Origin of the sequence: Serratia proteamaculans (genome assembly GCF_004684015.1) — a bacterium.
In the GTDB taxonomy this organism is placed as follows: domain Bacteria; phylum Pseudomonadota; class Gammaproteobacteria; order Enterobacterales; family Enterobacteriaceae; genus Serratia; species Serratia proteamaculans_F.
The window spans coordinates 465,978-489,093 of sequence record NZ_SRIA01000004.1 but is presented as its reverse complement, the minus strand read 5'-3'; the positions used below and the strand labels follow the sequence as shown (position 1 = coordinate 489,093).

23 protein-coding genes are annotated in these 23,116 nt (G+C 55.5%); 13 read left to right on the top strand and 10 right to left on the bottom strand.

Translation table 11 applies throughout. The features are described from left to right. Positions 1 to 42 precede the first annotated feature (42 nt). Both degP and dgt read right to left on the bottom strand, forming a co-directional pair. Positions 43 to 1,485, bottom strand: coding sequence for a serine endoprotease DegP (gene degP / locus E5C26_RS03840; protein WP_135315124.1), 1,443 nt, complete (start codon positions 1,483 to 1,485; stop codon positions 43 to 45). Between the two features lie 192 nt (positions 1,486 to 1,677). Further along, positions 1,678 to 3,195: a dGTPase gene (dgt, locus tag E5C26_RS03835; RefSeq protein WP_135315123.1), complete on the bottom strand. Its 1,518-nt coding sequence runs from the start codon at positions 3,193 to 3,195 to the stop codon at positions 1,678 to 1,680. A 129-nt stretch (positions 3,196 to 3,324) separates the two neighbouring features. On the opposite strand from dgt, the gene mtnN reads away from it, so the two are divergent. The 4 genes from mtnN to E5C26_RS03815 all read left to right on the top strand — a co-directional run bounded on the left by mtnN (position 3,325) and on the right by E5C26_RS03815 (position 5,924). Beyond that, the gene (gene mtnN / locus E5C26_RS03830; RefSeq protein ID WP_135315122.1) at positions 3,325 to 4,026 is read left to right on the top strand and encodes a 5'-methylthioadenosine/S-adenosylhomocysteine nucleosidase; all 702 of its coding nucleotides are present in this window, start codon (positions 3,325 to 3,327) and stop codon (positions 4,024 to 4,026) included. A gap of 1 nt (position 4,027) precedes the next feature. Then, positions 4,028 to 4,834, top strand: coding sequence for a vitamin B12 ABC transporter substrate-binding protein BtuF (btuF, locus tag E5C26_RS03825; RefSeq protein WP_135315121.1), 807 nt, complete (start codon positions 4,028 to 4,030; stop codon positions 4,832 to 4,834). Beyond that, positions 4,834 to 5,448: a TRIC cation channel family protein gene (locus E5C26_RS03820; protein WP_135315120.1), complete on the top strand. Its 615-nt coding sequence runs from the start codon at positions 4,834 to 4,836 to the stop codon at positions 5,446 to 5,448. The genes btuF and E5C26_RS03820 overlap by 1 nt, the downstream gene beginning before the upstream one ends. A gap of 230 nt (positions 5,449 to 5,678) precedes the next feature. Further along, positions 5,679 to 5,924, top strand: a complete 246-nt coding sequence (locus E5C26_RS03815) for a hypothetical protein (protein ID WP_240775893.1) — start codon at positions 5,679 to 5,681, stop codon at positions 5,922 to 5,924. Between the two features lie 58 nt (positions 5,925 to 5,982). Here the strand turns inward: E5C26_RS03815 and erpA are convergent, their stop codons facing one another. Further along, positions 5,983 to 6,327: an iron-sulfur cluster insertion protein ErpA gene (gene erpA, locus E5C26_RS03810; RefSeq protein WP_012005231.1), complete on the bottom strand. Its 345-nt coding sequence runs from the start codon at positions 6,325 to 6,327 to the stop codon at positions 5,983 to 5,985. Between the two features lie 89 nt (positions 6,328 to 6,416). Continuing rightward, positions 6,417 to 7,856: a H(+)/Cl(-) exchange transporter ClcA gene (clcA, locus tag E5C26_RS03805; protein ID WP_135315119.1), complete on the bottom strand. Its 1,440-nt coding sequence runs from the start codon at positions 7,854 to 7,856 to the stop codon at positions 6,417 to 6,419. A 178-nt stretch (positions 7,857 to 8,034) separates the two neighbouring features. On the opposite strand from clcA, the gene hemL reads away from it, so the two are divergent. After that, positions 8,035 to 9,324 carry a glutamate-1-semialdehyde 2,1-aminomutase gene (gene hemL / locus E5C26_RS03800; RefSeq protein ID WP_135315118.1) on the top strand — a complete coding sequence of 430 codons (1,290 nt, stop codon included), beginning with the start codon at positions 8,035 to 8,037 and terminating at the stop codon, positions 9,322 to 9,324. 60 nt (positions 9,325 to 9,384) lie between these two features. On the opposite strand, the gene ampE is transcribed toward hemL, so the two are convergent. Then, on the bottom strand, positions 9,385 to 10,239 hold the full coding sequence (ampE, locus tag E5C26_RS03795; protein ID WP_085120245.1) for a beta-lactamase regulator AmpE: 855 nt from the start codon (positions 10,237 to 10,239) through the stop codon (positions 9,385 to 9,387). A 215-nt stretch (positions 10,240 to 10,454) separates the two neighbouring features. On the opposite strand from ampE, the gene nadC reads away from it, so the two are divergent. The 4 genes from nadC to hofC all read left to right on the top strand — a co-directional run bounded on the left by nadC (position 10,455) and on the right by hofC (position 14,631). Beyond that, complete coding sequence (gene nadC, locus E5C26_RS03790; RefSeq protein WP_135315117.1) at positions 10,455 to 11,345, top strand: carboxylating nicotinate-nucleotide diphosphorylase; 891 nt, start codon at positions 10,455 to 10,457, stop codon at positions 11,343 to 11,345. 198 nt (positions 11,346 to 11,543) lie between these two features. Further along, complete coding sequence (ppdD, locus tag E5C26_RS03785; RefSeq protein ID WP_135315116.1) at positions 11,544 to 11,993, top strand: prepilin peptidase-dependent pilin; 450 nt, start codon at positions 11,544 to 11,546, stop codon at positions 11,991 to 11,993. Then, entirely contained in the window at positions 11,990 to 13,435 is a 1,446-nt protein-coding gene (gene gspE, locus E5C26_RS03780) for a type II secretion system protein GspE (RefSeq protein WP_135315115.1), read from the top strand. The genes ppdD and gspE overlap by 4 nt, the downstream gene beginning before the upstream one ends. Next, a complete protein-coding gene (gene hofC / locus E5C26_RS03775; RefSeq protein ID WP_135315114.1) occupies positions 13,432 to 14,631 on the top strand; it encodes a protein transport protein HofC in 1,200 nt (399 codons plus the stop codon). Before gspE ends, hofC begins: the two co-directional genes overlap by 4 nt. Positions 14,632 to 14,690: 59 nt before the next feature. Here the strand turns inward: hofC and E5C26_RS03770 are convergent, their stop codons facing one another. Continuing rightward, positions 14,691 to 15,734, bottom strand: coding sequence for a GMP reductase (locus tag E5C26_RS03770; protein ID WP_012005223.1), 1,044 nt, complete (start codon positions 15,732 to 15,734; stop codon positions 14,691 to 14,693). A 320-nt stretch (positions 15,735 to 16,054) separates the two neighbouring features. Between E5C26_RS03770 and coaE the strand changes: the two genes are divergently transcribed. The 3 genes from coaE to yacG are packed head-to-tail and all read left to right on the top strand — an operon-like array spanning position 16,055 to position 17,681. Next, positions 16,055 to 16,669, top strand: coding sequence for a dephospho-CoA kinase (coaE, locus tag E5C26_RS03765; RefSeq protein ID WP_135315113.1), 615 nt, complete (start codon positions 16,055 to 16,057; stop codon positions 16,667 to 16,669). A 5-nt stretch (positions 16,670 to 16,674) separates the two neighbouring features. After that, on the top strand, positions 16,675 to 17,427 hold the full coding sequence (zapD, locus tag E5C26_RS03760) for a cell division protein ZapD (RefSeq protein WP_135315112.1): 753 nt from the start codon (positions 16,675 to 16,677) through the stop codon (positions 17,425 to 17,427). A 50-nt stretch (positions 17,428 to 17,477) separates the two neighbouring features. Further along, positions 17,478 to 17,681, top strand: a complete 204-nt coding sequence (gene yacG, locus E5C26_RS03755; protein ID WP_112348023.1) for a DNA gyrase inhibitor YacG — start codon at positions 17,478 to 17,480, stop codon at positions 17,679 to 17,681. A 106-nt stretch (positions 17,682 to 17,787) separates the two neighbouring features. Here yacG and mutT read toward each other — a convergent pair whose 3' ends face one another. The 3 genes from mutT to secM all read right to left on the bottom strand — a co-directional run bounded on the left by mutT (position 17,788) and on the right by secM (position 21,625). Further along, the gene (gene mutT / locus E5C26_RS03750; protein WP_085120238.1) at positions 17,788 to 18,192 is read right to left on the bottom strand and encodes an 8-oxo-dGTP diphosphatase MutT; all 405 of its coding nucleotides are present in this window, start codon (positions 18,190 to 18,192) and stop codon (positions 17,788 to 17,790) included. Positions 18,193 to 18,292: 100 nt separating this feature from the next. Then, on the bottom strand, positions 18,293 to 21,004 hold the full coding sequence (secA, locus tag E5C26_RS03745) for a preprotein translocase subunit SecA (RefSeq protein ID WP_135315111.1): 2,712 nt from the start codon (positions 21,002 to 21,004) through the stop codon (positions 18,293 to 18,295). An 87-nt stretch (positions 21,005 to 21,091) separates the two neighbouring features. Continuing rightward, positions 21,092 to 21,625, bottom strand: coding sequence for a secA translation cis-regulator SecM (secM, locus tag E5C26_RS03740; RefSeq protein ID WP_135315110.1), 534 nt, complete (start codon positions 21,623 to 21,625; stop codon positions 21,092 to 21,094). A 26-nt stretch (positions 21,626 to 21,651) separates the two neighbouring features. Between secM and E5C26_RS03735 the strand changes: the two genes are divergently transcribed. After that, positions 21,652 to 22,176 (top strand): DUF721 domain-containing protein, encoded by a 525-nt coding sequence (locus E5C26_RS03735; RefSeq protein WP_135315109.1) that lies wholly within the window; start codon positions 21,652 to 21,654, stop codon positions 22,174 to 22,176. A gap of 14 nt (positions 22,177 to 22,190) precedes the next feature. On the opposite strand, the gene lpxC is transcribed toward E5C26_RS03735, so the two are convergent. Continuing rightward, a complete protein-coding gene (lpxC, locus tag E5C26_RS03730; protein ID WP_017891607.1) occupies positions 22,191 to 23,108 on the bottom strand; it encodes a UDP-3-O-acyl-N-acetylglucosamine deacetylase in 918 nt (305 codons plus the stop codon). Between the last annotated feature and the right edge of the window lie 8 nt (positions 23,109 to 23,116).

The following is a 23,116-nucleotide window of genomic DNA, read 5'->3' as shown; positions in this document are numbered from 1 at the left end:
GGCACGCCGTAGCGTGCCTTCCAAGGGAAAACCGGTTAACGATTACTGCATCAACAGATACAACGTGGTGTCACCGCGCAGGATATTCAGCGCCAGTACCGACGGTTTGCTGTCGAGGATTTTACGCAGTTCACCCAGGTTCTGGATTGGCTGCTGGTTAACCCCAAGGATAAAGTCGCCTTTTTTCAGGCCGATGCGTGCAGCGGCGCTGCCGGCCTTGACGTTATCCACCTTCACGCCTTTCTGAGCGCCGGCCTGGCCATTGCTCAGTTCGGCGCCTTCGATACCGGTGTAAATGTTGCCGGATTCAACCTGAGTCTGAGAACTTTGCTCCAGTGTGACGTCCACGGTGACAGGCTTGCCGTCGCGGATGATCCCCAGCGACATTTTGCTGCCTACCGGCAGAGTCCCTATTTCCGCCCGGAACGAGGCAAAGCTGGAGATGGCTTTACCGTTCATGGTAACAATCACGTCACCGGCCTTGATACCTGCCTTGGCGGCGGAAGATTTCGGCATCACCTGGCTGACAAAGGCCCCGCGCTGCGCGTCCACTTTCATCGCTTTCGCCAGCTCAGAATTCAGCTCGGTACCCATAATGCCCAATTCGCCGCGTTTAACCTGGCCATACTCGACCATTTGCGCCGTCAGGTTTTTCACCATGTTGCTCGGGATGGCAAAACCGATACCGATATTGCCGCCGTCCGGTGCCAGAATAGCGGTGTTAATACCGATCAGTTCACCGTTCAGGTTAACCAGCGCACCGCCGGAGTTCCCACGGTTAATCGCTGCATCGGTCTGGATAAAGTTCTCGTAATTTTCGATATTCAGCCCGCTACGACCCAGCGCAGAAACGATACCGGAAGTCGCGGTTTCACCCAAGCCGTAAGGGTTGCCGATCGCAACGGTGTAATCACCGACCCGCAGTTGTTCGGAATCGGCCATTTTTATCGCCGTCAGATTTTTAAAGTCTTTCAACTGAATTAACGCGATATCGGAACGGGGATCCTTACCGATCACCTTGGCGTCAAATTTACGGCCATCGCTCAATTGAACCTGAATTTTGTTGGCATTATCCACCACGTGATTGTTGGTCACCACGTAGCCTTTAGCGGCATCAATAATTACCCCTGCGCCCAACGCCTGGAATTTTTGCTGAGTGCCCTGACCGGGTGCACCCGGCTCACCACCTGCCCCACCGCCCTGACACATAGGCGATCCCTGGAAGGGTGAACCGTCCTGACAGAATGGCGAGTCCTCACCGAAGAACTGCTGGAACTGCTGTGGCATCTTCGGCGTATTGACCGTGGTGCTGCCTTCAACATTGATGCTCACCACGGAAGGCATCACTTTTTCCAGCATCGGTGCCAGGCTTGGCAACTGTTGAGTGCTGGAAGAAGCGCTTTCTGCGGCGCTGGCCGTCATCGGGCCCATCGCCATACCAATACTGAATGCCAATGCGCTCAGAACTAATGCGGTTTTTTTCATCTGTGTGTCTCTTATAAAAGTCGTTCAGAAAATATTAGGGTCTTTGTGCATAATCAGAACCTATTAATACCGCTAAGTTCCAGCGCAGGTTATTGGTAATAGTAAACAAATATTGTCCGTCTTTACAAAACTCGAAATAGATCCTGAACCGCCAAGCAAAATGCTTAAAATAATATTTATTAGCTGAATGAATTATTCAGCAGCCATTAATCGCCGGTATTCGTCATAGGCATAAAGATCGGTCATACCGCTGATATAATCCTGCAGCAAACGCGCACGGAAATAATACTCGCGGATCGCCAACTGCTCGGATGACAGATGCTGCAGGCCCTCAATCGCTTCGATATAGGCCAACCGATGTTTGGTTGAAAGCTTATGAAACAGACGCGTTTCGATCGGATAGGCACGATGACTGTCTTCCTGCACCAGCAGGGTAAAGTCCGCCAGCGGCATCGCCAACAGTGGGCTGTAGATATCCAGCAGGCCGCTGATGACCCGGTAGCCCTGCAGCTCAAGCTGTTCTACTTCCGGGTGATTGAACACGTGTTTGAACGCGACATTTTTGAAGATTTTCAGCAATTGGTAAGCCGGGCTGGAGTCCTCCAGCAGCGCCTGATTAAAGTTCCCCCGGTAGACCGCCTCCAGGTTATCAATAAAACGCTGCGCCGCATGCGGGACCAACCGCGCCACGGTAAATACCCGTAAATACATGAAGAACTGATCTTCACTACTGCGCCGCGCACCACCGCGATCGATTTTGCGAAATGCGCTGGCCACGGTTTTATCAAACAAATCACCCGGCGTAACCTCGCCCCATTCCTGAGTTAAATGCTGGTAAAGCTGCTCGACGGTGAAAATATTTTTTTCCACCGCATCTTCCAAATCGGCCACGCAGTACGAAATATCATCAGCCGCTTCCATAATATAGGTCAATGGGAAGCGATCGAACTCACCCATATTCAGCTCGCGCCGCAGCCGATCGACAAACGCCTCTTCCGCCAGATAAAAGCCCGGTTTTTTCATCAGGTAGTTATGGCTGGCAGGAATAGCACTGGCCCAATAGGCCGGGCGGGTATATTTCAGGATACAGCCCACCTGCGCGTAGGTCAGGTTAAGCTTCAGCAGCGTGTGCACCAACCGGATAGCCTGGGCATTGCCTTCGAAGTGGCTGAGATCCTGACGGATACGGCTACGCAGGCGGTTAAGATCGCTCTCGCCTTCATGCAGCCGCAGTGCACTGACCTGGCAACGATCGTTGCTGGCCGGCTCACTGCCACAGCTGGCGGGATCGAGGCGCTGGGAAAACCAGTTGTTGATCGCCGACTCACCAAAGTGCCCGAAAGGCGGATTGCCGATGTCATGCATCAGGCAGGCCATTTCGACAATACTTTCAAAGGGATCCAGCAGTTTGGTCAGGCCGAGTTCGTCGACTCGCCCGTCTTGTTTAAAACGATTGAGGATCTCTTTGGCGATATGCCTTCCGACCTGTTGCACCTCCATCGAGTGCGTCAGGCGACTGCGAACCGCGGCATTACGTTCGAGAGGAAACACCTGGGTTTTTTGCTGCAGACGGCGAATGGCGGCGGAATTGACTATACGCCCACGATCGCTCTCGAACTGCCGGACAATGTCGTATTCTTCCCCGGCTTCAATTGGCTTGCTGAATGGCCGCTGGAAGCTGATTTTCTGCTTAAAGTCGATCCCGGACATCTGTATCTCCGCCGTTGCACCCTGCCCCCGTGATAACAATTCCCGGCGGCATATGCAACGGATTATCTCTCTATGAGAGCCATGATAGACTATGGTGAAATTCCCACACCCAATCAGTGAGTGTTATTTATGAAAGTAGGCATCATCGGCGCAATGGAGCAGGAAGTCACCTTGCTGCGCGATCAAATTGAAAACCGTCAGACCCTTCAACGCGCAGGCTGTGAAATCTATACCGGTCAGATCGGTGGCGTTGAAGTGGCACTGCTTAAGTCAGGCATCGGTAAGGTTTCTGCCGCCATGGGCACCACCTTGTTGCTGGAACACTGCAAGCCGGATCTGGTGATCAATACCGGTTCCGCCGGTGGCCTGGCCAGCACGCTGAAGGTTGGCGATATCGTGGTATCCGAAGAAGTGCGCTATCACGATGCCGACGTCACCGCCTTTGGTTACGAGCCTGGCCAAATGGCCGGCTGCCCGGCAGCGTTTGTGGCAGATGACGCGCTGATTGCACTGGCAGAAGGCTGCATCAAACAGTTGGGCCTGAATGCGGTACGCGGTCTGATCTGCAGCGGCGATGCCTTCATTAACGGCGCTGAACCATTGGCACGCATCCGCGCAACCTTCCCGAGCGTGGCGGCAGTCGAAATGGAAGCGGCGGCTGTCGGGCACGTCTGCCACCTGTTCGGTACACCATTTGTGGTCGTACGGGCGATCTCTGACGTGGCCGACAGTGAATCGCACATGAGTTTTGAAGAGTTCCTTACCGTAGCAGCCAAGCAATCTACGCTGATGGTCAACGCCATGCTGCAAACCCTGTCTAAGCGCGGTTGATGTGACGCGACGCTTTTCCCCCCTGCTGTGGTTATTGGCATTATGGGTGGCGCTGCCTGTTGGCGCTGCCCAGCGAGTGATCAGCCTGGCCCCCAACACCACCGAACTGGCCTATGCTGCCGGTATGGGCGACACCCTGTTGGCCGTGAGCGCCTATTCCGACTATCCACCGGCGGCCAAAAAGCTCGAGCAAGTCGCTTCCTGGCAAGGCATCAACCTGGAGCGGGTGCTGGCGCTGAAACCGGACCTGATCCTGGCCTGGCGCGGAGGCAATCCGCAGCGGGTACTGGATCAGATTGCCGCTTTTGGCATCCCGATCTTTTATGCCGATGCCAGCAATATCGATGACATCGCGCAGCGACTCGATGATCTGGCTCAATACAGCCCGCACCCCGAACAAGCGCATCAGGCGGCAGAGGCATTCCGTCAGCAAATTGCCGCACTGAAAGCAAAATACCCGCACAGCCAGCCGCGACGTGTGCTGCTGCAATTTGGCACCCAGCCGCTGTTCACCAGTTCCAGTGCCACCTTGCAAAGCCAGGTGCTGTCACTGTGTGGCGCTGAGAACATCTTTGCCAACAGCCGCATGCCCTGGCCGCAAATCAGCCGCGAACAGGTACTGGCTCGCCAACCACAGGCCATCGTCATTACCGGTGACCAAAAAGAAATCGCCAGCGTGAAAGCCTTCTGGGCTCCGCAATTAGAAGTGCCGGTACTGGCAGTGAATGGGGACTGGTTCAACCGCGCCGGTCCGCGCATCATGCTGGCGGCGCAGCAACTGTGCAGTCAACTGGCGGAGATCCATTAATGCTGGTGTTTTGGCTGGATATTCTCGGCACTGCGGTTTTCGCCATCTCCGGGGTATTGCTGGCGGGCAAGCTACGGATGGATCCGTTCGGCGTGCTGGTGCTGGGCGTGGTCACGGCAGTCGGCGGCGGCACCATCCGCGATATGGCGTTGGCTAACGGGCCGGTGTTCTGGGTAAAGGACCCCACTGACCTGGTGGTGGCCATGATCACCTGCGTGCTGACGCTGTTGCTGGTACGCCAGCCGCGCCGCCTGCCCAAGTGGATCTTGCCGGTATTGGACGCCGTCGGGCTGGCCGTATTTGTCGGCATCGGGGTTAATAAAGCCTTCGCTGCGGACGCCAGCCCACTGGTGGCAATCTGCATGGGGGTAATCACCGGAGTGGGCGGCGGCATTATCCGCGACGTGTTGGCGCGGGAAATTCCGATGATCCTGCGAACTGAAATTTACGCCACCGCCTGTATTATCGGCGGCATTGTGCATGCTACGGCCTTTGCGACCTTTGGTATGCCGCTGCAACAGGCAATGATGCTCGGCATGGGCATCACGCTGGCGATCCGCCTGGCGGCCATTCGCTGGCACCTGAAACTCCCCGCCTTTATCCTCGAACGCTAACTCCTCCGCCTGTCTCTACGGGCGGAGTCTTATCTGCCCGTCACATTTAAAAACAGAATTTTCGACTAATTAATAAGCAAAGTGTTATTATCAACGTCTGAAAAGCTCAGGGAAAACAATGTAATAAACTTTTTAACCCCAGGTTAATTATTATCCCGCCCTGTTAAATTTTATTAACTTTTTGCCGATAAGCCATTATGTGATTGCTTACGGATAGCCGTTTCCAAATTATGAAAAATATTATCTTCTTATTCAGCATATTGCTGTGCAGCCCGTTCGTTTATGCCGGTGCCACCAGCGGACAAATCGGTGTCAGCCTGACGATTACCCCAAAGTGCAGCGTGCATATCGATGACTCAGTGCCTCAGGTAAAGTGCGGTGGTACGGCCGATAGCCAGCCTAAAGTCACCCGCAGTCAGTTGCTGACCAAAGGTGAAAATGCCCCTCATCAGGAACTGGTCACCGTGGAATGGTAGCAATAAAAAAACCCGCAAACCGATAAGGTTGGCGGGTTTAATGCTACGGCAGGCAGGATCAGACGCTGAACGAAGACCCGCAGCCACAGGTGGTTTTGGCGTTCGGGTTGGTCACCACGAAGCGTGAGCCTTCCAGCCCTTCGGTGTAATCGACCGAGCCGCCGACCAGGTATTGCAGGCTCATGGGGTCAACCACCAGCGCAACACCCTGCTTCTCGATGGTCATGTCACCATCGTTGACCTTATCGTCAAAAGTGAAGCCGTACTGGAATCCGCTGCAGCCGCCACCGGTAATATAAACCCGCAACTTCAGATCCGGATTTTCTTCATCAGCAATCAGGACTTTAACCTTGCTTGCTGCTGCCTCGGTAAATTGCAGGGGCAGTGCTGTTTCATCACTCATACTCTTTACTCCCAACATTGTTCTGCATCAGGTCGCTACAATGGCGGCCGGATTAATGTTAATGATTATCCAATACCTGAGTGTTGCGTTCAAGTATTCACCGCATTTGTTGTATCTTCTTTACCTGTTTTATCTGCTGCTTCGCGTGTCCGCAACGCTTCCTGACGCTGTAAGGTACGGGCCAATATGGAGGAATACAACGGTTTACCTCCGAGGAACTGTGCCACCAGGGTAGCGCCCAGGCAGGTAATAATCATTGGCAGTATCAGTTGGTAGTTATCGGTCATTTCCAACACCAGCACAATGCCGGTCAGGGGCGCACGCACCGTGGCAGCAAACAGGGCGCCCATACCGGCAATGGCAAAGGTACCGGCCTCGATGCCGTACGCGGGGAACAAATGGGCACCGGCCAGGCCAAAGGCGGTACCAAACAGTGTGCCCAACGCCAGCATTGGCGCAAAAATCCCGCCCGGCGCGCCGGAGCCGAAACATAACAGCGTGGTGATCACCCTGGTAATAAAAATAAACATCAGCATGCCGACGCTGTAGTTACCGGCAGCGGCGATCGGGATCAGCCCAAAACCCCCGCCTGCGGCTTCCGGCTGGATCAGCCCCAAAATGCCGCAGATACCGCCGAGCAAACCGCCTATCAGCAAAACCTTGCGCATTTTGCCGCCGTGCAGACGAGCGAACATGTCCTGGGTACGGAAAATCAGCGCGTTGAACATGACCCCCACCGCACCAAAGATCGCCCCGAGCACCAGATACAGCCAAAGGGTGTTAATCGGTGCCGAAGAAAGCTTGCCCACCGCAATTACCGACCCTTCGCCATTGAACAGCTGGAACACCACGCTCGACATAATGACGCCGATAAACACCGCTTTAATTGAGATCAGGTTATAGCGGAACTGCGGGCGCATCTCTTCAATGATAAACAGAATGCCTGCCAGTGGCGCGTTGAAGGCGGCAGAAAGCCCAGCTGCCGCACCCGTGGCCAATAGCGAATGACGCGCTTCGGCACCGCGCATACGGAAGATATCCAGCACCATGCGTCCGACGTTGCCTCCCATTTGCACCGTAGGCCCTTCGCGGCCCAGCACCATGCCAGCCCCCAGCGTGCCCATGCCGCCGATAAACTTCACCGGGATCACTCGCCACCAGCGCACCGGGCGCAGCTCTTCCAGCGCTCCTTCGATCTCCGGGATACCCGAACCGCCCGCCTCTGGGGCAAAGCGGTTTACCAGGTAGTACCCCAGCACCGCCAACAGGGCGGAAATAATGAAGGCCAGCGGCCAAACCAGGATCCAATAATCGGCGACCTGTGCCAGCCCGGACAAACGCTGCTGCTGCACCCAATCTACCGCTTTATCGAACGCCACGCCGAGCAAACCCGCCAGGGCTCCCACCACTGCCGCCATTAACAGGATCGCCACCGGTGTTTTATCACGGCGCATAAGCTGACGCACCGCGTCACTGCGTTTTAGGCGTGGGGCCGCCGCTAGCGGCGGCTGTTGCTGTAATTCAGTCATAATGGGTTATTCATTAATGGAATTAAATGTAATACAAATAGGTCAGCCGATTATTCTAGCCTACCTGCTCACTGACCGCCCCTCAAAATAGGTATCTGTCTGTGATCGTTTCATATCGACGAACACTTCACTAGAATAGCGCGGTCAAATCATTCAAACAGAATCCAGGAGCCGATTTATGAGCTTACACAGCAAGTCCGAAAGTCTGTATGCCCAGGCAAAACAGGTAATCCCAGGCGGGGTTAACTCTCCGGTGCGTGCATTCAACGGCGTTGGCGGTGTGCCACTGTTTATCGAACGGGCGGACGGGGCTTACCTGTTCGACGTCGACGGCAAAGCCTATATCGACTACGTCGGTTCCTGGGGCCCAATGGTACTGGGGCACAACCACCCGGCGATCCGCAACGCGGTCATTGAAGCGGCACAGCGTGGCCTGAGCTTTGGCGCCCCTACCGAGATGGAAGTCAAAATGGCGGAACTGGTCACCGAACTGGTGCCGACCATGGATATGGTACGCATGGTGAACTCGGGGACCGAAGCCACCATGAGTGCCATCCGCCTGGCTCGCGGCTATACCAACCGCGATAAAATCATCAAGTTTGAAGGCTGCTACCATGGCCACGCCGACTGCCTGCTGGTGAAAGCCGGCTCCGGTGCACTCACTCTGGGCCAGCCAAACTCGCCAGGCGTGCCCGCCGACTTCGCCAAGCACACCCTGACCTGCACCTTTAACGATCTGGACTCGGTACGCACCGCCTTCGAGCAGTACCCTTCCGAGATCGCCTGCATCATCGTCGAACCGGTCGCCGGTAACATGAACTGTGTACCACCACTGCCGGAATTCCTGCCGGGCCTGCGCGCGCTGTGCGACAAGTACGGTGCGTTGCTGATTATCGATGAAGTCATGACCGGCTTCCGCGTGGCGCTGGCCGGAGCACAGGCCTATTACGATGTGGTGCCTGACCTCACCTGCCTGGGTAAAATCATCGGTGGCGGCATGCCTGTCGGCGCGTTCGGCGGCCGTCGTGAAGTGATGGCCGCACTGGCCCCTACCGGCCCGGTCTATCAGGCGGGCACGCTGTCCGGTAACCCGATTGCGATGGCGGCCGGCTTTGCCTGCCTGACCGAAGTTTCGCAGGTGGGTGTCCACCAGACGCTGACCGAACTGACCGATATGCTGGCAACCGGCCTGCTGCACGCGGCTAAAGAAGAAAATGTCGCGCTGGTGGTGAACCACGTTGGCGGCATGTTCGGCCTGTTCTTTACCGATGCGCCGTCTGTCACCAGCTACCAGGACGTGATGCAGTGCGATGTAGAGCGCTTTAAGCGTTTCTTCCATCTGATGCTGGAGGAAGGGGTTTATCTGGCACCTTCGGCCTTCGAGGCCGGCTTTATGTCCATTGCCCACAGCAAAGAAGACATTCAGCGCACTATTGATGCCGCGCGTCGCTGCTTCGCCAAGCTGTAAGTTTTGGCTAGCCAATAAAAACGGGCGCTAAGCGCCCGTTTTTATTTTCAAACTTTGCCGTCAGAGCAAGGTGCCGTAAATCGTCAGCAGTGCCACCACCACCACAATGATCATCGTCACCTTACGTGCCAGAGTTACCGCCGCCCGCGGGGTCTGTACCGGATCCATATGGGGGTCACGCGCCAATGAAAACTGTGCCAGCCGCGTCAGCACCTGATACTGCGAAGAATGGAGATCGCCCAGCGACGCAAACCATGCCGGCAGCGCTCTCTCACCATGCCCAAACAAGGCGTAAGCCACACCCGCCAGACGCACCGGGATCCAGTCCAGCCAGTTCAACAGATGATCGATGCCCGACTGCGAACGCTCCAGAGGGGTATTATGGCGCGCCAACCAGGTTTGGTAAGCACGCAGGAAGGAGTAGCCCGCCAGCGCAATCGGTCCGTAAGGCCCGCAGACCACGAACCAGAACAGCGGTGCCAGATAATAACGGAAGTTAATCCACAGCAACGCATTTTGCAGTTCACGCAGGCGCAGCTCTTCGCTGCAATCCACCGGCAAACCGTGGATCAGTGCCAGCTCCTCCGCCATCTGGTCGCTGGCATGAACATCCCCCTGCCGCGCCGCTTTCAGATAAGCACGATAGTGTTTACGCTTGATGCCCGCACCCACACACAGCAAATCAATAACGATCCACAGCAACAGCGTCACCACGCCGAAAAACAGCCCTTGAGCCAGCCACAGAATGCCCCCGACCACCACCATCCAGGCCAGGGTCATCAGCAACGTCTGTGCCAGCGAGAACCGGTGCAACCGATGAAACACCACCTCCAGGCGATGGTCCAACTGCCAATGCTCACCCAGCTTGAACAAACGTTCCCACGCCAGAACCAGTAACAGCGTAAACAGCGTCATTAGCGACTCCTCTCCCTTTCCATTGTTCCAAGCATAGCGTCATCGGGCTTGCCGGGTTGTTCCAGAGATGCCAGATTCAAATCCCGATCAAATATCGACCCTGGATCGGATTAATGCCAGATTAGCGGCGCAACCACCGCACTGCAGTGGTACTTATCATGGCAACAGAGTAGCATGTTCCCCCTACGATCTTACCGTCCATTTCGGAGTTTTCTATGCCGACACGCCGCTACAGTGCCGACAGTCGCCGCACCGAGCTTCTTGAACGAATTGAAAGCGATATCCCCTATGCCGTTGCCCAGGCGCTGCGTGAAGACCTGGGTGGTGAAGTCGATGCCGAACGCGATATTACCGCGCAATTATTACCGGCCGACACCCAGGCCGAAGCCACCATTATTACCCGCGAGCCCGGCATCTTCTGTGGCCAGCGCTGGCTGAATGAAGTCTTCATCCAACTGGGTAACCAGGTGAAAGTGGAATGGCAGGTGACGGATGGCGATCGCCTGGTCCCAGACCAGCCGCTCTGCAAACTGACCGGCCCGGCTCGGGTATTGTTGACCGGTGAACGCACCGCACTGAATTTTGTCCAGACGCTTTCCGGCGTAGCGACCGAAGTCAGCCGCTATGTGGCGCTGTTGCAGGGCACACAAACCCGCCTGCTGGACACCCGCAAGACCCTGCCAGGGCTGCGCACCGCGCTGAAATATGCCGTGCTGTGCGGCGGCGGCAGTAACCATCGCCTGGGGCTTTCCGATGCCTTCCTGATTAAGGAAAACCACATCATTGCCTCCGGTTCGATTAAAAAGGCGGTCGAGAAGGCGTTCTGGCTGCATGCCGACGTGCCGGTCGAAGTGGAAGTCGAATCGCTGGACGAACTGCAGCAGGCACTGGATGCCGGTGCCGACATCGTCATGTTGGATAATTTCAGCGTCGAGATGATGCGTACCGCCGTAGCGCAAACTCAGGGGCGTGCCCAATTGGAAGTTTCAGGTAACGTGACCAGTGAAACCCTACGCACCTTCGCCGAAACCGGCGTGGATTACATCTCTGTTGGTGCTCTGACCAAACACGTGACCGCGCTCGATCTGTCAATGCGCTTTAAATAAACTCCGTCATCCCTGCCTCCCTGTCCATCGGGGAGGTATTTTCTCGTCAGAATTGCGAAGCTCGCCTCATCTTTTCCTCCTCCGGTGCAATGCTATTAAGTTGCTGTGGAACTGCGCCCCAAAACAGCCATAACCCGCTCGAAGCCCACGCCCTGTCCGCTTACCTTTGCTTCCACATTCACACGGAGGCAACAACAGATGGAAACACAGCGCGGTTTTACCCTGATCGAACTGATGGTGGTGATCGCCATTATCGCCATCCTGAGCGCCATAGGCATTCCCGCCTACCAGCGCTATATCCAAAAAGCAGCGATGACCGACATGCTGCAGACCATGACGCCGTATAAGCTGGCCGTTGAGCTATGCGTGCTCGACAGCGGTGCGCCCGCTGGCTGTAATGCCGGCAGCAAAGGGATCCCTGCCGGTGACGCCTCACGTTACGTCAGCGCGGTTCAGGTAGACCAGGGGGTGATCTCATTGACCGGTACGCAAACGCTGCAGGGGCTAACGGTCGCTCTGACCCCAACCCAAAACGCCAGCGGACTGACACGCTGGACACGCCAGTGCACCAGCAGCAACGCCAATCTGCAGGAAACCTGTCAGGAAGTTTTCCGTTTTGACACTACCGCCACGACGCCAACGCCATGAGTACGACAATCAGCGACGAAATTCATGCATTGTGCCGGCGTTACCAGGCGCTGGCGCTCAGCGAAGATCAGTACTGCCTGAATGTGGCCCTGACAGCGGAGGCGCCACAGGCGCTGCTGTCGGCGCTGCGTTTCGCCACCGGCAAGCGTATCCATCTGGAACAGTGGCCGGCAGCCCGGCTGGAAATGGAACTGAACCAACGGCAAATACAAGGCGATCGACGCCCGCAAGCAGCGCCGGAGGCACAGCCTGAAACGGCCTCGTTAAACGACGACAGTGACGCCCCCGTTGTGCAGTTTATCAATCAGACGCTGCGCATCGCCATTCAACGACGTGCCTCGGATATTCATTTCGAGCCTTACCAACAGACGCTGCGTATCCGGCTACGTATCGACGGGGTACTGCAGGCGATAGCCTCACCGCCATTCACGCTCGCCGCTCGCCTTACCGCCCGGCTGAAGATCATGGGGCAGTTGGACATTGCCGAGCGTCGCCTGCCGCAGGATGGCCAGCTCAGCGTGCTATTGGATAACGCCAGTTACTCAATGCGCATCGCCACTCTGCCCACACTGCACGGCGAAAAAGTCGTGCTGCGGATCCTGCAAACCGAACGCCAGGAGCTGCCGCTGGATCGGCTGGGAATGGATCCGGCGGCGTTGGCAGAGTTTGCCGCGGCATTGTCTTGCCCACAGGGTATGATCCTGGTCACCGGCCCGACCGGTAGCGGTAAAACCGTCACCCTGTACAGCGGCCTGCGTCAGTTGAATGATGCGCAAAGTAATTTATGCAGCGTCGAGGATCCGATCGAGATCCCGTTGTTCGGCGTTAATCAGACGCAAATTAATGCCAAAACCGATCTGGATTTTTCCCGCGTTTTACGCGCCTTGCTGCGACAAGATCCGGACGTGATCATGATCGGTGAAATCCGCGACAGGGAAACGGCAGAGATAGCGGTTAAAGCCGCGCAAACCGGCCATCTGGTGTTGTCCACATTACACACCAACTCCACCAGCGAAACCCTGACGCGCCTGACCCATATGGGTATTCCCGGCTATCTGATTGCCGCCTGCCTGAAGCTGGTGATCGCCCAGCGACTGGTGCGCAAACTTTGCAGCCACTGCCGCTATCAGCAAAGCCAACCGGTTCGGTTCCCCGCCGCAATTTGGGCCATACCCTTGTTGCCCTGGCAAGCCGACGGCTGCGAGCACTGCTTTGGCGGCTACTACGGCCGCATTGGGGTGTATGAATTGCTCACTATCACCCCAGAGGTGCAGACCGGTCTGTTACAGGGCGCTGCCCCCGGCCAACTGGCCGACATTGCACAGCAACAAGGGCAGACAACGCTGCTGCAAGCCGGGTTAACACTGGTTTCGCAAGGTATCACCTCGCTGGAAGAGGTGTATCGCATTGTCGGTATCATTGCCGGTGAGGAGGCTCCGTGAAAGCGCTGCGCCTTTTCCTCTGGCAGGCGGTTGACCCGCAGGGCCAACTCCGCGAGGGCGAACTGATGAGCAGCGAAAAAAATTTGGTCAGCCACTGGCTGATTGAACAAGGGCTACAGCCCTGCCAGATTAACCGCGGGAAACGTATTGCCCCCAGTCAGTGGCGCGGAGAATCCTTAATCGAATTCACCCGTCAACTTGCCACCTTGCTACAGGCCGGGTTGCCGCTGGTCAGCGGGTTACAATTGCTGGCGACAGAACACCCGTCTGCCGCCTGGCGCTGCCTGCTGCGAGACATCAGCGAACAGGTGCAACAAGGCCAACCCTTTTCGGAGGTTATCGCCGGGCAACAGGCCATCTTTCCTCTGATCTACCGTCAGTTAATCGCCATTGGGGAACTGACCGGTCACCTGGATGAGTGTTGCCTGCAACTGGCCCAACAACAGGAAGCACAGCAAAAATTGCAAAAGAAAGTGGTTAAGGCGCTACGTTATCCCTTGTTTATCTGCGCAGTAGCGCTGTTGGTGAGCATTCTGATGTTGGTGATGGTGTTGCCGGAATTTGCCGGCGTCTATCAGTCCTTTAATGCGCCGCTACCCTGGTTTACTCAGGGGCTGCTTAATCTTTCCAACGGGTTAATCCACAGCGGCCCCTGGCTGGTGCTGGCTCTGGGCTGCACGATATTGGCTTATTTTCGAAGACTGCATCCGCAGCCACACTGGCGCAGGCGTGAACAGGCGGCATTACTGCGTCTGCCGTTGATTGCACAACTGATCAAAGGCGGTTGCCTGAGCCAAATATTCCGCATTCTGGCCATGACCCAACAGGCCGGGCTCACGCTGGTTGAAGGATTGAACGCCGCAGCGCTGTCGGTGGACAACCTGTTTTACCGCCAGGCGATGGAGAAAGTGCAGCAACAAATAGCGCAGGGCCAGACTTTCCACAGCGCGTTGGGGGAGCAGGCGCTTTTCCCCGCGCTTTGTCAGCAGTTAGTCCGGGTGGGCGAAGAATCAGGTTCGTTAGATATACTGTTGGGCAAACTGGCGCTGTGGCATGAACAGCAAACTTTTGAGTTGGCCGATACGCTGGCGCAAACGCTGGAACCGATCTTGATGCTGGTGGTGGGCGGAATTGTCGGCACGCTGGTGATCGCCATGTATTTGCCGATATTCCAGTTGGGGAATGTTTTGGGATAACGCTGGAGAACCCTGGGCACAGCATCAATAAGCTGCACCCGAGGTTGGATCAGGCTAAATCAGTTACTGCCGAACACGCGGTTTTCCTGCTCCGCTACGCGGATGAAGGTGGTGCGTTTAGTCAGCTCTTTCAGACGCTCTGCACCGACATAAGTGCAAGCGGAGCGCAGGCCGCCGAGAATGTCACGGACGGTAAACTCAACCTCACCACGCAATGGCAGTTTGACGGTTTTACCTTCGGCCGCACGGTACTGGGCAACACCACCAACGTGACGCTTCATCGCCGACTCGGAACTCATACCGTAGAACAGCATGAATTTCTCGCCGTTTTCTTCCACTACGGTGCCTTCACACTCGTCATGACCGGCCAGCATGCCACCCAACATGACAAAATCTGCGCCGCCACCAAAGGCTTTCGCCACATCACCCGGCACCGAACAACCGCCATCACTGACGATCTGACCGCCCAGGCCGTGTGCCGCATCGGCGCACTCGATCACCGCAGACAGCTGCGGGTAACCCACGCCGGTTTTCACTCGGGTGGTGCAGACTGACCCAGGGCCAATACCCACTTTGACGATATCGGCACCGGAGAGGATCAACTCTTCAACCATTTCACCAGTAACTACGTTACCGGCACAGATTACGTGGTTCGGACAGGCTTCACGCGCTTTCTGCAAGAAAGCGACAAAATGCTCTGAGTAACCGTTGGCGACGTCGATGCAGATAAACTTCAGCCCTGGCGACAAGGCCAGAATTTGCTGCATCTTCACAAAATCAGCTTCTGAAGTACCGGTTGAGACCATAACGTGGCGCAGCACCGATGCCGGTACGCGCTGCACAAATGCGGCCCATTGTTCAAGGGTGTAGTGTTTGTGTACGGCGGTGAGTACGTCGAAGGAAGCCAGGGCCTCTGCCATGCTGAAGGTACCGACCGAGTCCATGTTGGCGGCGATAATCGGCACGCCGGACCAGCTCAAGCCAGAATGTTTGAAGGTAAACTGGCGTTCCAGTTCAACTTCTGAACGGCTTTTCAGCGTGGAGCGCTTAGGGCGAATCAGCACATCTTTAAAGCCTAACTTCAAATCTTCTTCAATACGCATGACTTATGATTTCCTGGTTTATGGCGACGGATCGCAGGGTTGTGATCGAACGTTGTTTGTGCCAGTTCCAGTGACGCTATCATACGCGCTAAAAATCGCCGGACAAGACTGCGAATTCTCCTTTATTTACGCTACAATCCGACAAATTTACCTGCGAAAGCGCAGTGTGACCGCCCGCTCATTTTCTCTTTCCGCCTGCGTTTTTTCTCACCAGACAGCGCAAGCTGCCAGACAAGCGCCGCCTGCTGACTTGCACTTCTGCGCGATCGCTTTATGATTCGTCTATTATTTTTTTATGAACATCAGGTGTATTCCCTACCATGGCCTACATTGTTGCGTTGACAGGGGGTATCGGCAGCGGTAAGTCGACCGTAGCAGACGCCTTTGCCCGCCATGGCGTGACGGTGGTCGACGCAGACGTTATCGCCCGGCAAGTTGTCGAGCCTGGCACCCCAGCGTTGGCGGCTATCGCCAAACGTTTTGGTAATGAAATGTTGCAGCCTGATGGCATGCTAAACCGTGCCGCACTGCGTCAGCGTATCTTCAGTAATCCTGATGAAAAGAACTGGCTGAACCAACTGCTGCACCCGCTGATTCATCAGGAAACCCAACGCCAACTGGCGCAAGTGACCAGTCCTTATGCACTTTGGGTGGTTCCCCTGCTGGTTGAAAACAATCTGCAAGCGCGCGCCGATCGCGTCCTGGTGGTCGACGTTGACGGTGAGACTCAGTTGGCCAGAACCATCGCCCGCGACGGTATCAGCCGTCAGCAGGCACAGAACATACTGTCCGCGCAGGTCACGCGCGAGCAGCGCCTGGCCGCTGCAGATGACATAATTGATAATAGCGGCACCGCTCAGGGGATAGAGCCATTGGTTGCCGCACTGCATCGCCGTTACCTTGAGCTGGCGGCATCAGCGACCCGACAGGATTAAACTGAATGAGTGATGTTTCCCCAAGCGTTCTTTTTGAACACCCGTTGAATGAAAAAATGCGCACCTGGTTGCGTATGGAGTTTTTACTGCAGCAATTGCACGGCCAGCGGGCATTGAGCGAAACAGCCATCGCCCTGACCTTCTTCCGTACCGTCGCCGATCTGCTCGACGTGCTGGAACGCGGCGAAGTGCGCACTGAGTTACTGAAAGAGCTGGAACGGCAGCAGCAAAAGCTGTTGGCCTGGGCCGATGTGCCAGGTGTCGATATGTCGCTGGTGGATCAGTTGCGCAACCAGTTGAAACAGCGCGGAGCAGCATTGATGTCTGCCCCGCGTCTCGGCCAGTCGCTGCGTGAAGATCGACTGATCAGTCTGGTGCGTCAACGCCTGAGCATCCCCGGCGGGTGTTGTAGCTTTGACTTGCCGACGCTGCACATGTGGATGCATGCGCCCCAGCAAGAACGTGATGATGATGTAGCCAAATGGCAGCAAACGCTGGAGCCACTGAACCAGGCGCTGACCATGGTGCTGGATCTGATCCGTCAGTCTGGGCAGTTTCGCAATCAGATCAGTTTGAACGGTTTCTTCCAGGATAACGCAGAAGGCGCCGATCTGTTGCGCTTGCGCATCAATCTGGCACACCAACTTTATCCGCAGATTTCCGGCCATAAAACGCGTTATGCGATCCGCTTCCTGCCGCTGGACAGTGAGCTTGGCGTAGTGCCGGAACGATTAACCTTTGAGTTGGCCTGTTGCTAACCCAATGACATGAAAACCTTTCACGTGTTGGAAGGGAGTAAGGAACAGATATGACGACCGTAGTGAAATGCCCAACCTGTGGCAAAGGTGTAGTTTGGGGTGAAGTGAGCCCGTTCCGCCCGTTTTGCAGTAAGCGCTGCCAGTTAATCGATCTGGGCGAGTGGGCCGATGAAGAAAAGCGCATTCCCAGCAACAGCGATCTGTCGGAAAGTGAAGAATGGAGTGAACGACAAATCGGTCCGGAACCGATTTGAACGCTGCTTGCAGCGGCCCTGTAAGGGTGAGACTCATGGACGAGTCGAATAAGACGATCGCTGATCGGCCTTTTTTGTCGGCCTGGCAGACGCCAGACCGCTCGTTTTACTGTGCAGCGTTCGCCTGTGCTACCAGCAGCTTGATAATACTGACATTAGCCTCTGGGAATTCCTCTTCCCGCAAATCAGCCTGCTTCACCCAGCGCATTGGCTGGCCTTCACGGCCAAAGGGTTCACCCGCCCACCCCTCTACCAGATAAAAATTCAGCGTCACGATACGATCGCTAAAACGGTGCTCAAGTACTTCCAGTAGCTCTGCACGCTCGGTTTCAATGCCGGTTTCTTCCTGCAACTCACGGTTAAGTGCCTGCTCCGGCGTCTCCCCCTGTTCAATCTTGCCGCCAGGGAACTCCCAAAAACCGGCCATATGCGAATCGGCGGCGCGTCGGGTAATAAAGATTTCCTGCTGGGCGTTACGAATGATGCCAACGGCGATGTTCAGATGTTTCATCGCATCCTCCTGATTGATTCATCGGGGCACGGGCTTCACCCCAAAAAACAGGGGCTCAGCACGCTGAACCCCTGGTTTTATTGATTAAACATTGCCAGACTTAGTTCTGCAGACGGCCGTGGCACTGTTTGTATTTTTTACCGGAACCGCATGGGCAAGGATCGTTACGCCCTACTTTACGTTCCGCCGTTGCCGGCGCATTCGGATCTTCGGTAACCAGCGCATTTTCTTCATAGTGGCTCAGCTGTTGCTGCTTGGCCAGGCGCTCGGCTTCTTCACGACGCTGCAGCTCCAGCGCTTCAACCTCTTCCGGCATCCGTACCTGTACCTTGCTCAGTACGCTGATCACTTCATGCTTCAGCGATTCCAGCATGGTGGCAAACATGTTGAAGGATTCACGCTTGTACTCCTGCTTAGGATCTTTCTGCGCATAACCACGCAGATGGATGCCCTGACGCAGATAGTCCATCGCCGCCAGATGCTCTTTCCACAGGGAATCCAGTGTCTGCAGCATCACGCCTTTCTCGAAGTTGCGCATCATTTCGACGCCAACCACTTCTTCTTTACGCTGGTACTCTTCTTTAGCTTTTTCCAGAATACGCTCACGCAGAGTTTCTTCGTGCAGCTCAGGCTCTTTGTCCAACCATTCGGCGATTGGCATATCCAGATCGAAGTCGTTTTTCAGGCGCTCTGTCAGCCCCTGAATATCCCACTCTTCTTCCAGCGACTGTGGCTGAATGTAGCCGTCGATAGTGGTTTTGAACACGTCTTCACGGATGCTGGTGATGGTTTCGCTAACGTCAGACACGTCCAACAGTTCGTTACGCTGGCTGTAGATAGCGCGGCGCTGATCGTTGGCTACGTCATCGTATTCCAGCAATTGCTTACGAATGTCAAAGTTGCGGCTTTCCACTTTACGCTGTGCGTTGGCAATCGCCTTGGTGACCCATGGGTGCTCAATGGCCTCACCTTCTTTCATACCCAGTTTACGCATCATGCTGGAAACACGATCCGAGGCGAAAATACGCATCAGGGCATCTTCCATCGACAGGTAGAAGCGGGATGAACCGGCGTCACCCTGACGACCTGAACGGCCACGCAACTGGTTATCGATACGGCGTGATTCATGGCGCTCGGTACCAATGATGTGCAAACCACCTGCGGCCAGGACCGCATCATGACGGATTTTCCAGGCTGCCTTAATTTCAGCAATTTGCTCTTCAGTCGGATCTTCCAACTGTTCAATCTCGGCCTGCCAGCTGCCGCCCAGCACGATATCGGTACCACGACCGGCCATGTTGGTGGCAATAGTGACCGCACGGCTTTGACCGGCCTGGGCTACGATATCCGCTTCCATGGCGTGGAATTTGGCGTTCAGAACCTTGTGATCAATACCAGCTTTGGTCAGTTCGCGGGAAACGACTTCGGATTTTTCAATCGAGATAGTCCCCACCAGCACCGGTTGCCCGTTAACGGTACGTTCACGGATATCTTCAATGATGGCACCAATCTTCTCCAGCTCGGTCATGTAGACCAGATCCGGCATGTCCTTACGGATCATCGGACGGTTAGTCGGCACCACTATGGTATCGAGTTTGTAGATAGAGCTGAATTCAAAGGCTTCGGTGTCGGCGGTACCGGTCATCCCCGCCAGCTTCTCGTACAGACGGAAGTAGTTCTGGAAGGTGATGGAGGCCAGCGTCTGGTTCTCGTTCTGAATTTCCACGCCTTCTTTGGCTTCCACCGCCTGATGCAGACCATCAGACCAGCGACGGCCCTGCATGGTACGGCCGGTGTGTTCGTCAACGATAATGACTTCACCGTCCTTTACGATGTAGTCAACGTCACGGGTAAATAGCACGTGGGCACGCAGCGCGGCGGTCACATGGTGCATCAGCATGATGTTGGTCGGGGAGTACAGTGACTCGCCGTCATCCATGATGCCGGCTTCCATCAGCATTTCTTCGATCAGGATCAGACCGCGTTCGGTCAGGTGCACCTGGCGCGCTTTCTCGTCAACCGAGAAGTGGCCTTCGCCCTGGAAGGAATCGGAATCTTCTTTTTCCTGACGGATCAGTTTAGGGATCAGCTTGTTGACCTTGATATACATCTCGGAGCTGTCTTCAGCCGGACCGGAGATGATCAACGGGGTACGCGCTTCATCGATCAGGATGGAGTCAACCTCATCCACCAACGCATAGTGCAGCTTGCGCTGAACTCGCTCTTCCGGACTGAACGCCATGTTGTCGCGCAGGTAGTCGAAGCCGTATTCGTTGTTGGTACCGTAGGTAATGTCGGCGGCATAGGCTTCACGCTTGGCCGGTGCCGGCATACCTGGCAGGTTGATACCGATGCTCAGGCCGAGGAACTCGAACAGTGGGCGGTTATTTTCGGCGTCACGCTGTGCCAGATAGTCGTTCACTGTGACCACGTGCACGCCACGACCGCTCAGGGCGTTCAGATAGGCCGGCAGGGTTGCAGTCAGGGTTTTACCTTCACCGGTACGCATCTCTGCGATACAGCGATCGTTCAGTACCATACCGCCCAGCAGCTGCACGTCGAAGTGACGCATGCCAAATACGCGTTTGCTTGACTCGCGCACTACGGCGAAGGCTTCCGGCAGCAGGTTTTCCAGCACTTCGCCTTTTTCCAGGCGCGCACGGAACTCGTTGGTCTTGGCTTTCAGTTCGTCATCGGACAGTTTTTCCATGTCCGGTTCCATCTGATTGATCTGCTCAACCGCTTTACGCATACGGCGCAGTGTACGATCGTTACGGCTACCAAAAACTTTGGTCAATAATTTCACTAACATGATGTTTGATATCTCTGTCATGACAGCCAATACAGGCCGTCAATTTGCTGTTATTTTTAGGTTTTTTGTCGCCCGACGGGCAAGAAATCAGCTTAAGGCTGCGGGTCCGGCGCGAATGCCCTGTACCTGTGCCAGCCACAGCCCCGTCTGATGCTGCGCAAAGGCAGGCAGCACGGCATGGTGGGTATTACGAATGATGGTCGGCGGCTTCGACTCATGAGTCAGCAGCGCGTTGAGAGTAGAAAGCAGCGCCAGTTGCGCTACCTGTAATGGGGGTTCGGTCGCTTCCGCTTCTCTTTCCTGCCCCCGCGCGAAAACCGCCTGCGGTGCAAGAGCAAAAGAAAGGTGACGAATGACGGTACGAAGCGCATGCTGGTGCCAATAATCGACACTGAACGTCGGGCGGCGATGCGCTTCCTGCAGCAATGCCAGGCTATTAAAGGCACCGCTGACGGAATTTTGTCGGTTAAGGCTGGACGAGGTGCTCGGCAGAGCGGCTTGATCGGGCGTGCCGGACAGATTTGTAGGTACGCCAAGCGTGGCCGCGACCATCCCTAACAGGAGATGGGGCCAGAAATAACGTCTGCCAAATTGTCGCCAACGATTTAGAATACCGATCACGAGTTTATTATCCGCCGGAGCCCATTATGCGCGATAGCCGTCCACAATTATTAGATTCCCTGTTTGACGACGCTAACACAGAAGACAAAGGCCCGCTGCATAACGTCCAGCAACGCGCAGTGGCGCTGCTAAAGCTTAACCGTGCAGTGAAAGGCGTGTTGCCGGTTCAACTGCATCCCTGGTGCCGCGTCGCAAATTTCCGACAGGGTATTTTAGTGCTAGAAACGGCAAATGCCAGCTGGATGATGCGTCTACGCTACGAACAACCGGCTTTATTATCTGCACTACGAGCGCAAATTCTACCATCATTGTCGTCGATCGACATCAGGATTAATCCGGCCTTGATGGCAAAAGGGAGCAACCTTGTGCAGAACGCCGCAAAAACCGCAGGAAATACGCAGGCGAAGGTGCCTATGCGTCATTTGAGTCAGGAAAGTGCTGAGGAATTAAGGGGATTGGCGAGCCGTAGCCCAGAAAAACTGCGCAAGATATTGGAACGACTGGCATCGCTGGCCGGAGAAGGTGCCAACGCTACCAGTCGTGATAAGTAATCAGCGGTATCAGCTTATGCCAATACGGTGGACGGGGCTTTGAATGCCAGTGGCATTTCGGCTTCGTCCTGGAAGGTGACAAATTCCCACGCTTCCTGTTTCGCCAGAACCGCTTGCAGCAGTTTGTTGTTCAGCGCATGACCAGACTTGTACGCGGTGAACGCGCCAATGATGTTATGGCCGCACATGAACAGGTCGCCGATGGCGTCCAGCATTTTGTGGCGTACGAATTCGTCTTCAAAGCGCAGGCCGTCTTCGTTCAGAACGCGGTAATCATCTACCACGATAGCGCAGTCAAAGCTGCCACCCAGCGCCAGGCCACGTGACTGTAAATACTCGATGTCACGCATAAAACCGAAGGTACGCGCACGGCTGATTTGACGCACGAACGAGTCGGCAGAGAAATCAAGGCGGTAGCGTTGCGTACTGGCATCGATAGCCGGGTGGTTGAAGTCGATGGTGAAGTCCAGGCGGAACCCGTTATGCGGGGACAGCTCGGCCCACTTGTCGCCATCTTCAACACGCACGGTGTCTTTCAGACGCAGGAATTTCTTCGCGGAGTTCAGTTCTTCAATGCCGGCATCCAGCAACAGGAAGACGAACGGGCTGGCACTGCCGTCCATGATAGGAATTTCGGCGGCGTCAACTTCGATAACGATGTTGTCGATACCCAAGCCAGCCAGCGCGGCATTAAGATGCTCAACGGTAGAAATACGCACGTCATGCTCGTTCACCAGGCAGGTGCAGAGCATGGTATCACGCACGGATTTTGCATCAGCCGGAAAATCAACCGGGGGATTCAAGTCAGTGCGACGATAGATGACCCCGGTATTAGCCGCCGCGGGGCGCATTGTCAGCGTGACTTTCTTGCCGGTATGCAAACCGACACCAGTCGCCTGAACAATACGTTTTAATGTCCGTTGTTTGATCATCGTTTTAT

What these genes read in the sequence shown, in the direction of transcription:
- degP (WP_135315124.1), bottom strand. Translation starts at nt 1,485, where the DNA reads ATGAAAAAAACCGCATTAGTTCTGAGCGCATTGGCATTCAGTATTGGT.
- dgt (WP_135315123.1), bottom strand. Translation starts at nt 3,195, where the DNA reads ATGTCCGGGATCGACTTTAAGCAGAAAATCAGCTTCCAGCGGCCATTC.
- mtnN (WP_135315122.1), top strand. Translation starts at nt 3,325, where the DNA reads ATGAAAGTAGGCATCATCGGCGCAATGGAGCAGGAAGTCACCTTGCTG.
- E5C26_RS03820 (WP_135315120.1), top strand. Translation starts at nt 4,834, where the DNA reads ATGCTGGTGTTTTGGCTGGATATTCTCGGCACTGCGGTTTTCGCCATC.
- E5C26_RS03815 (WP_240775893.1), top strand. Translation starts at nt 5,679, where the DNA reads ATGAAAAATATTATCTTCTTATTCAGCATATTGCTGTGCAGCCCGTTC.
- erpA (WP_012005231.1), bottom strand. Translation starts at nt 6,327, where the DNA reads ATGAGTGATGAAACAGCACTGCCCCTGCAATTTACCGAGGCAGCAGCA.
- clcA (WP_135315119.1), bottom strand. Translation starts at nt 7,856, where the DNA reads ATGACTGAATTACAGCAACAGCCGCCGCTAGCGGCGGCCCCACGCCTA.
- hemL (WP_135315118.1), top strand. Translation starts at nt 8,035, where the DNA reads ATGAGCTTACACAGCAAGTCCGAAAGTCTGTATGCCCAGGCAAAACAG.
- ampE (WP_085120245.1), bottom strand. Translation starts at nt 10,239, where the DNA reads ATGACGCTGTTTACGCTGTTACTGGTTCTGGCGTGGGAACGTTTGTTC.
- nadC (WP_135315117.1), top strand. Translation starts at nt 10,455, where the DNA reads ATGCCGACACGCCGCTACAGTGCCGACAGTCGCCGCACCGAGCTTCTT.
- ppdD (WP_135315116.1), top strand. Translation starts at nt 11,544, where the DNA reads ATGGAAACACAGCGCGGTTTTACCCTGATCGAACTGATGGTGGTGATC.
- gspE (WP_135315115.1), top strand. Translation starts at nt 11,990, where the DNA reads ATGAGTACGACAATCAGCGACGAAATTCATGCATTGTGCCGGCGTTAC.
- E5C26_RS03770 (WP_012005223.1), bottom strand. Translation starts at nt 15,734, where the DNA reads ATGCGTATTGAAGAAGATTTGAAGTTAGGCTTTAAAGATGTGCTGATT.
- coaE (WP_135315113.1), top strand. Translation starts at nt 16,055, where the DNA reads ATGGCCTACATTGTTGCGTTGACAGGGGGTATCGGCAGCGGTAAGTCG.
- zapD (WP_135315112.1), top strand. Translation starts at nt 16,675, where the DNA reads ATGAGTGATGTTTCCCCAAGCGTTCTTTTTGAACACCCGTTGAATGAA.
- yacG (WP_112348023.1), top strand. Translation starts at nt 17,478, where the DNA reads ATGACGACCGTAGTGAAATGCCCAACCTGTGGCAAAGGTGTAGTTTGG.
- mutT (WP_085120238.1), bottom strand. Translation starts at nt 18,192, where the DNA reads ATGAAACATCTGAACATCGCCGTTGGCATCATTCGTAACGCCCAGCAG.
- secA (WP_135315111.1), bottom strand. Translation starts at nt 21,004, where the DNA reads ATGTTAGTGAAATTATTGACCAAAGTTTTTGGTAGCCGTAACGATCGT.
- E5C26_RS03735 (WP_135315109.1), top strand. Translation starts at nt 21,652, where the DNA reads ATGCGCGATAGCCGTCCACAATTATTAGATTCCCTGTTTGACGACGCT.
- lpxC (WP_017891607.1), bottom strand. Translation starts at nt 23,108, where the DNA reads ATGATCAAACAACGGACATTAAAACGTATTGTTCAGGCGACTGGTGTC.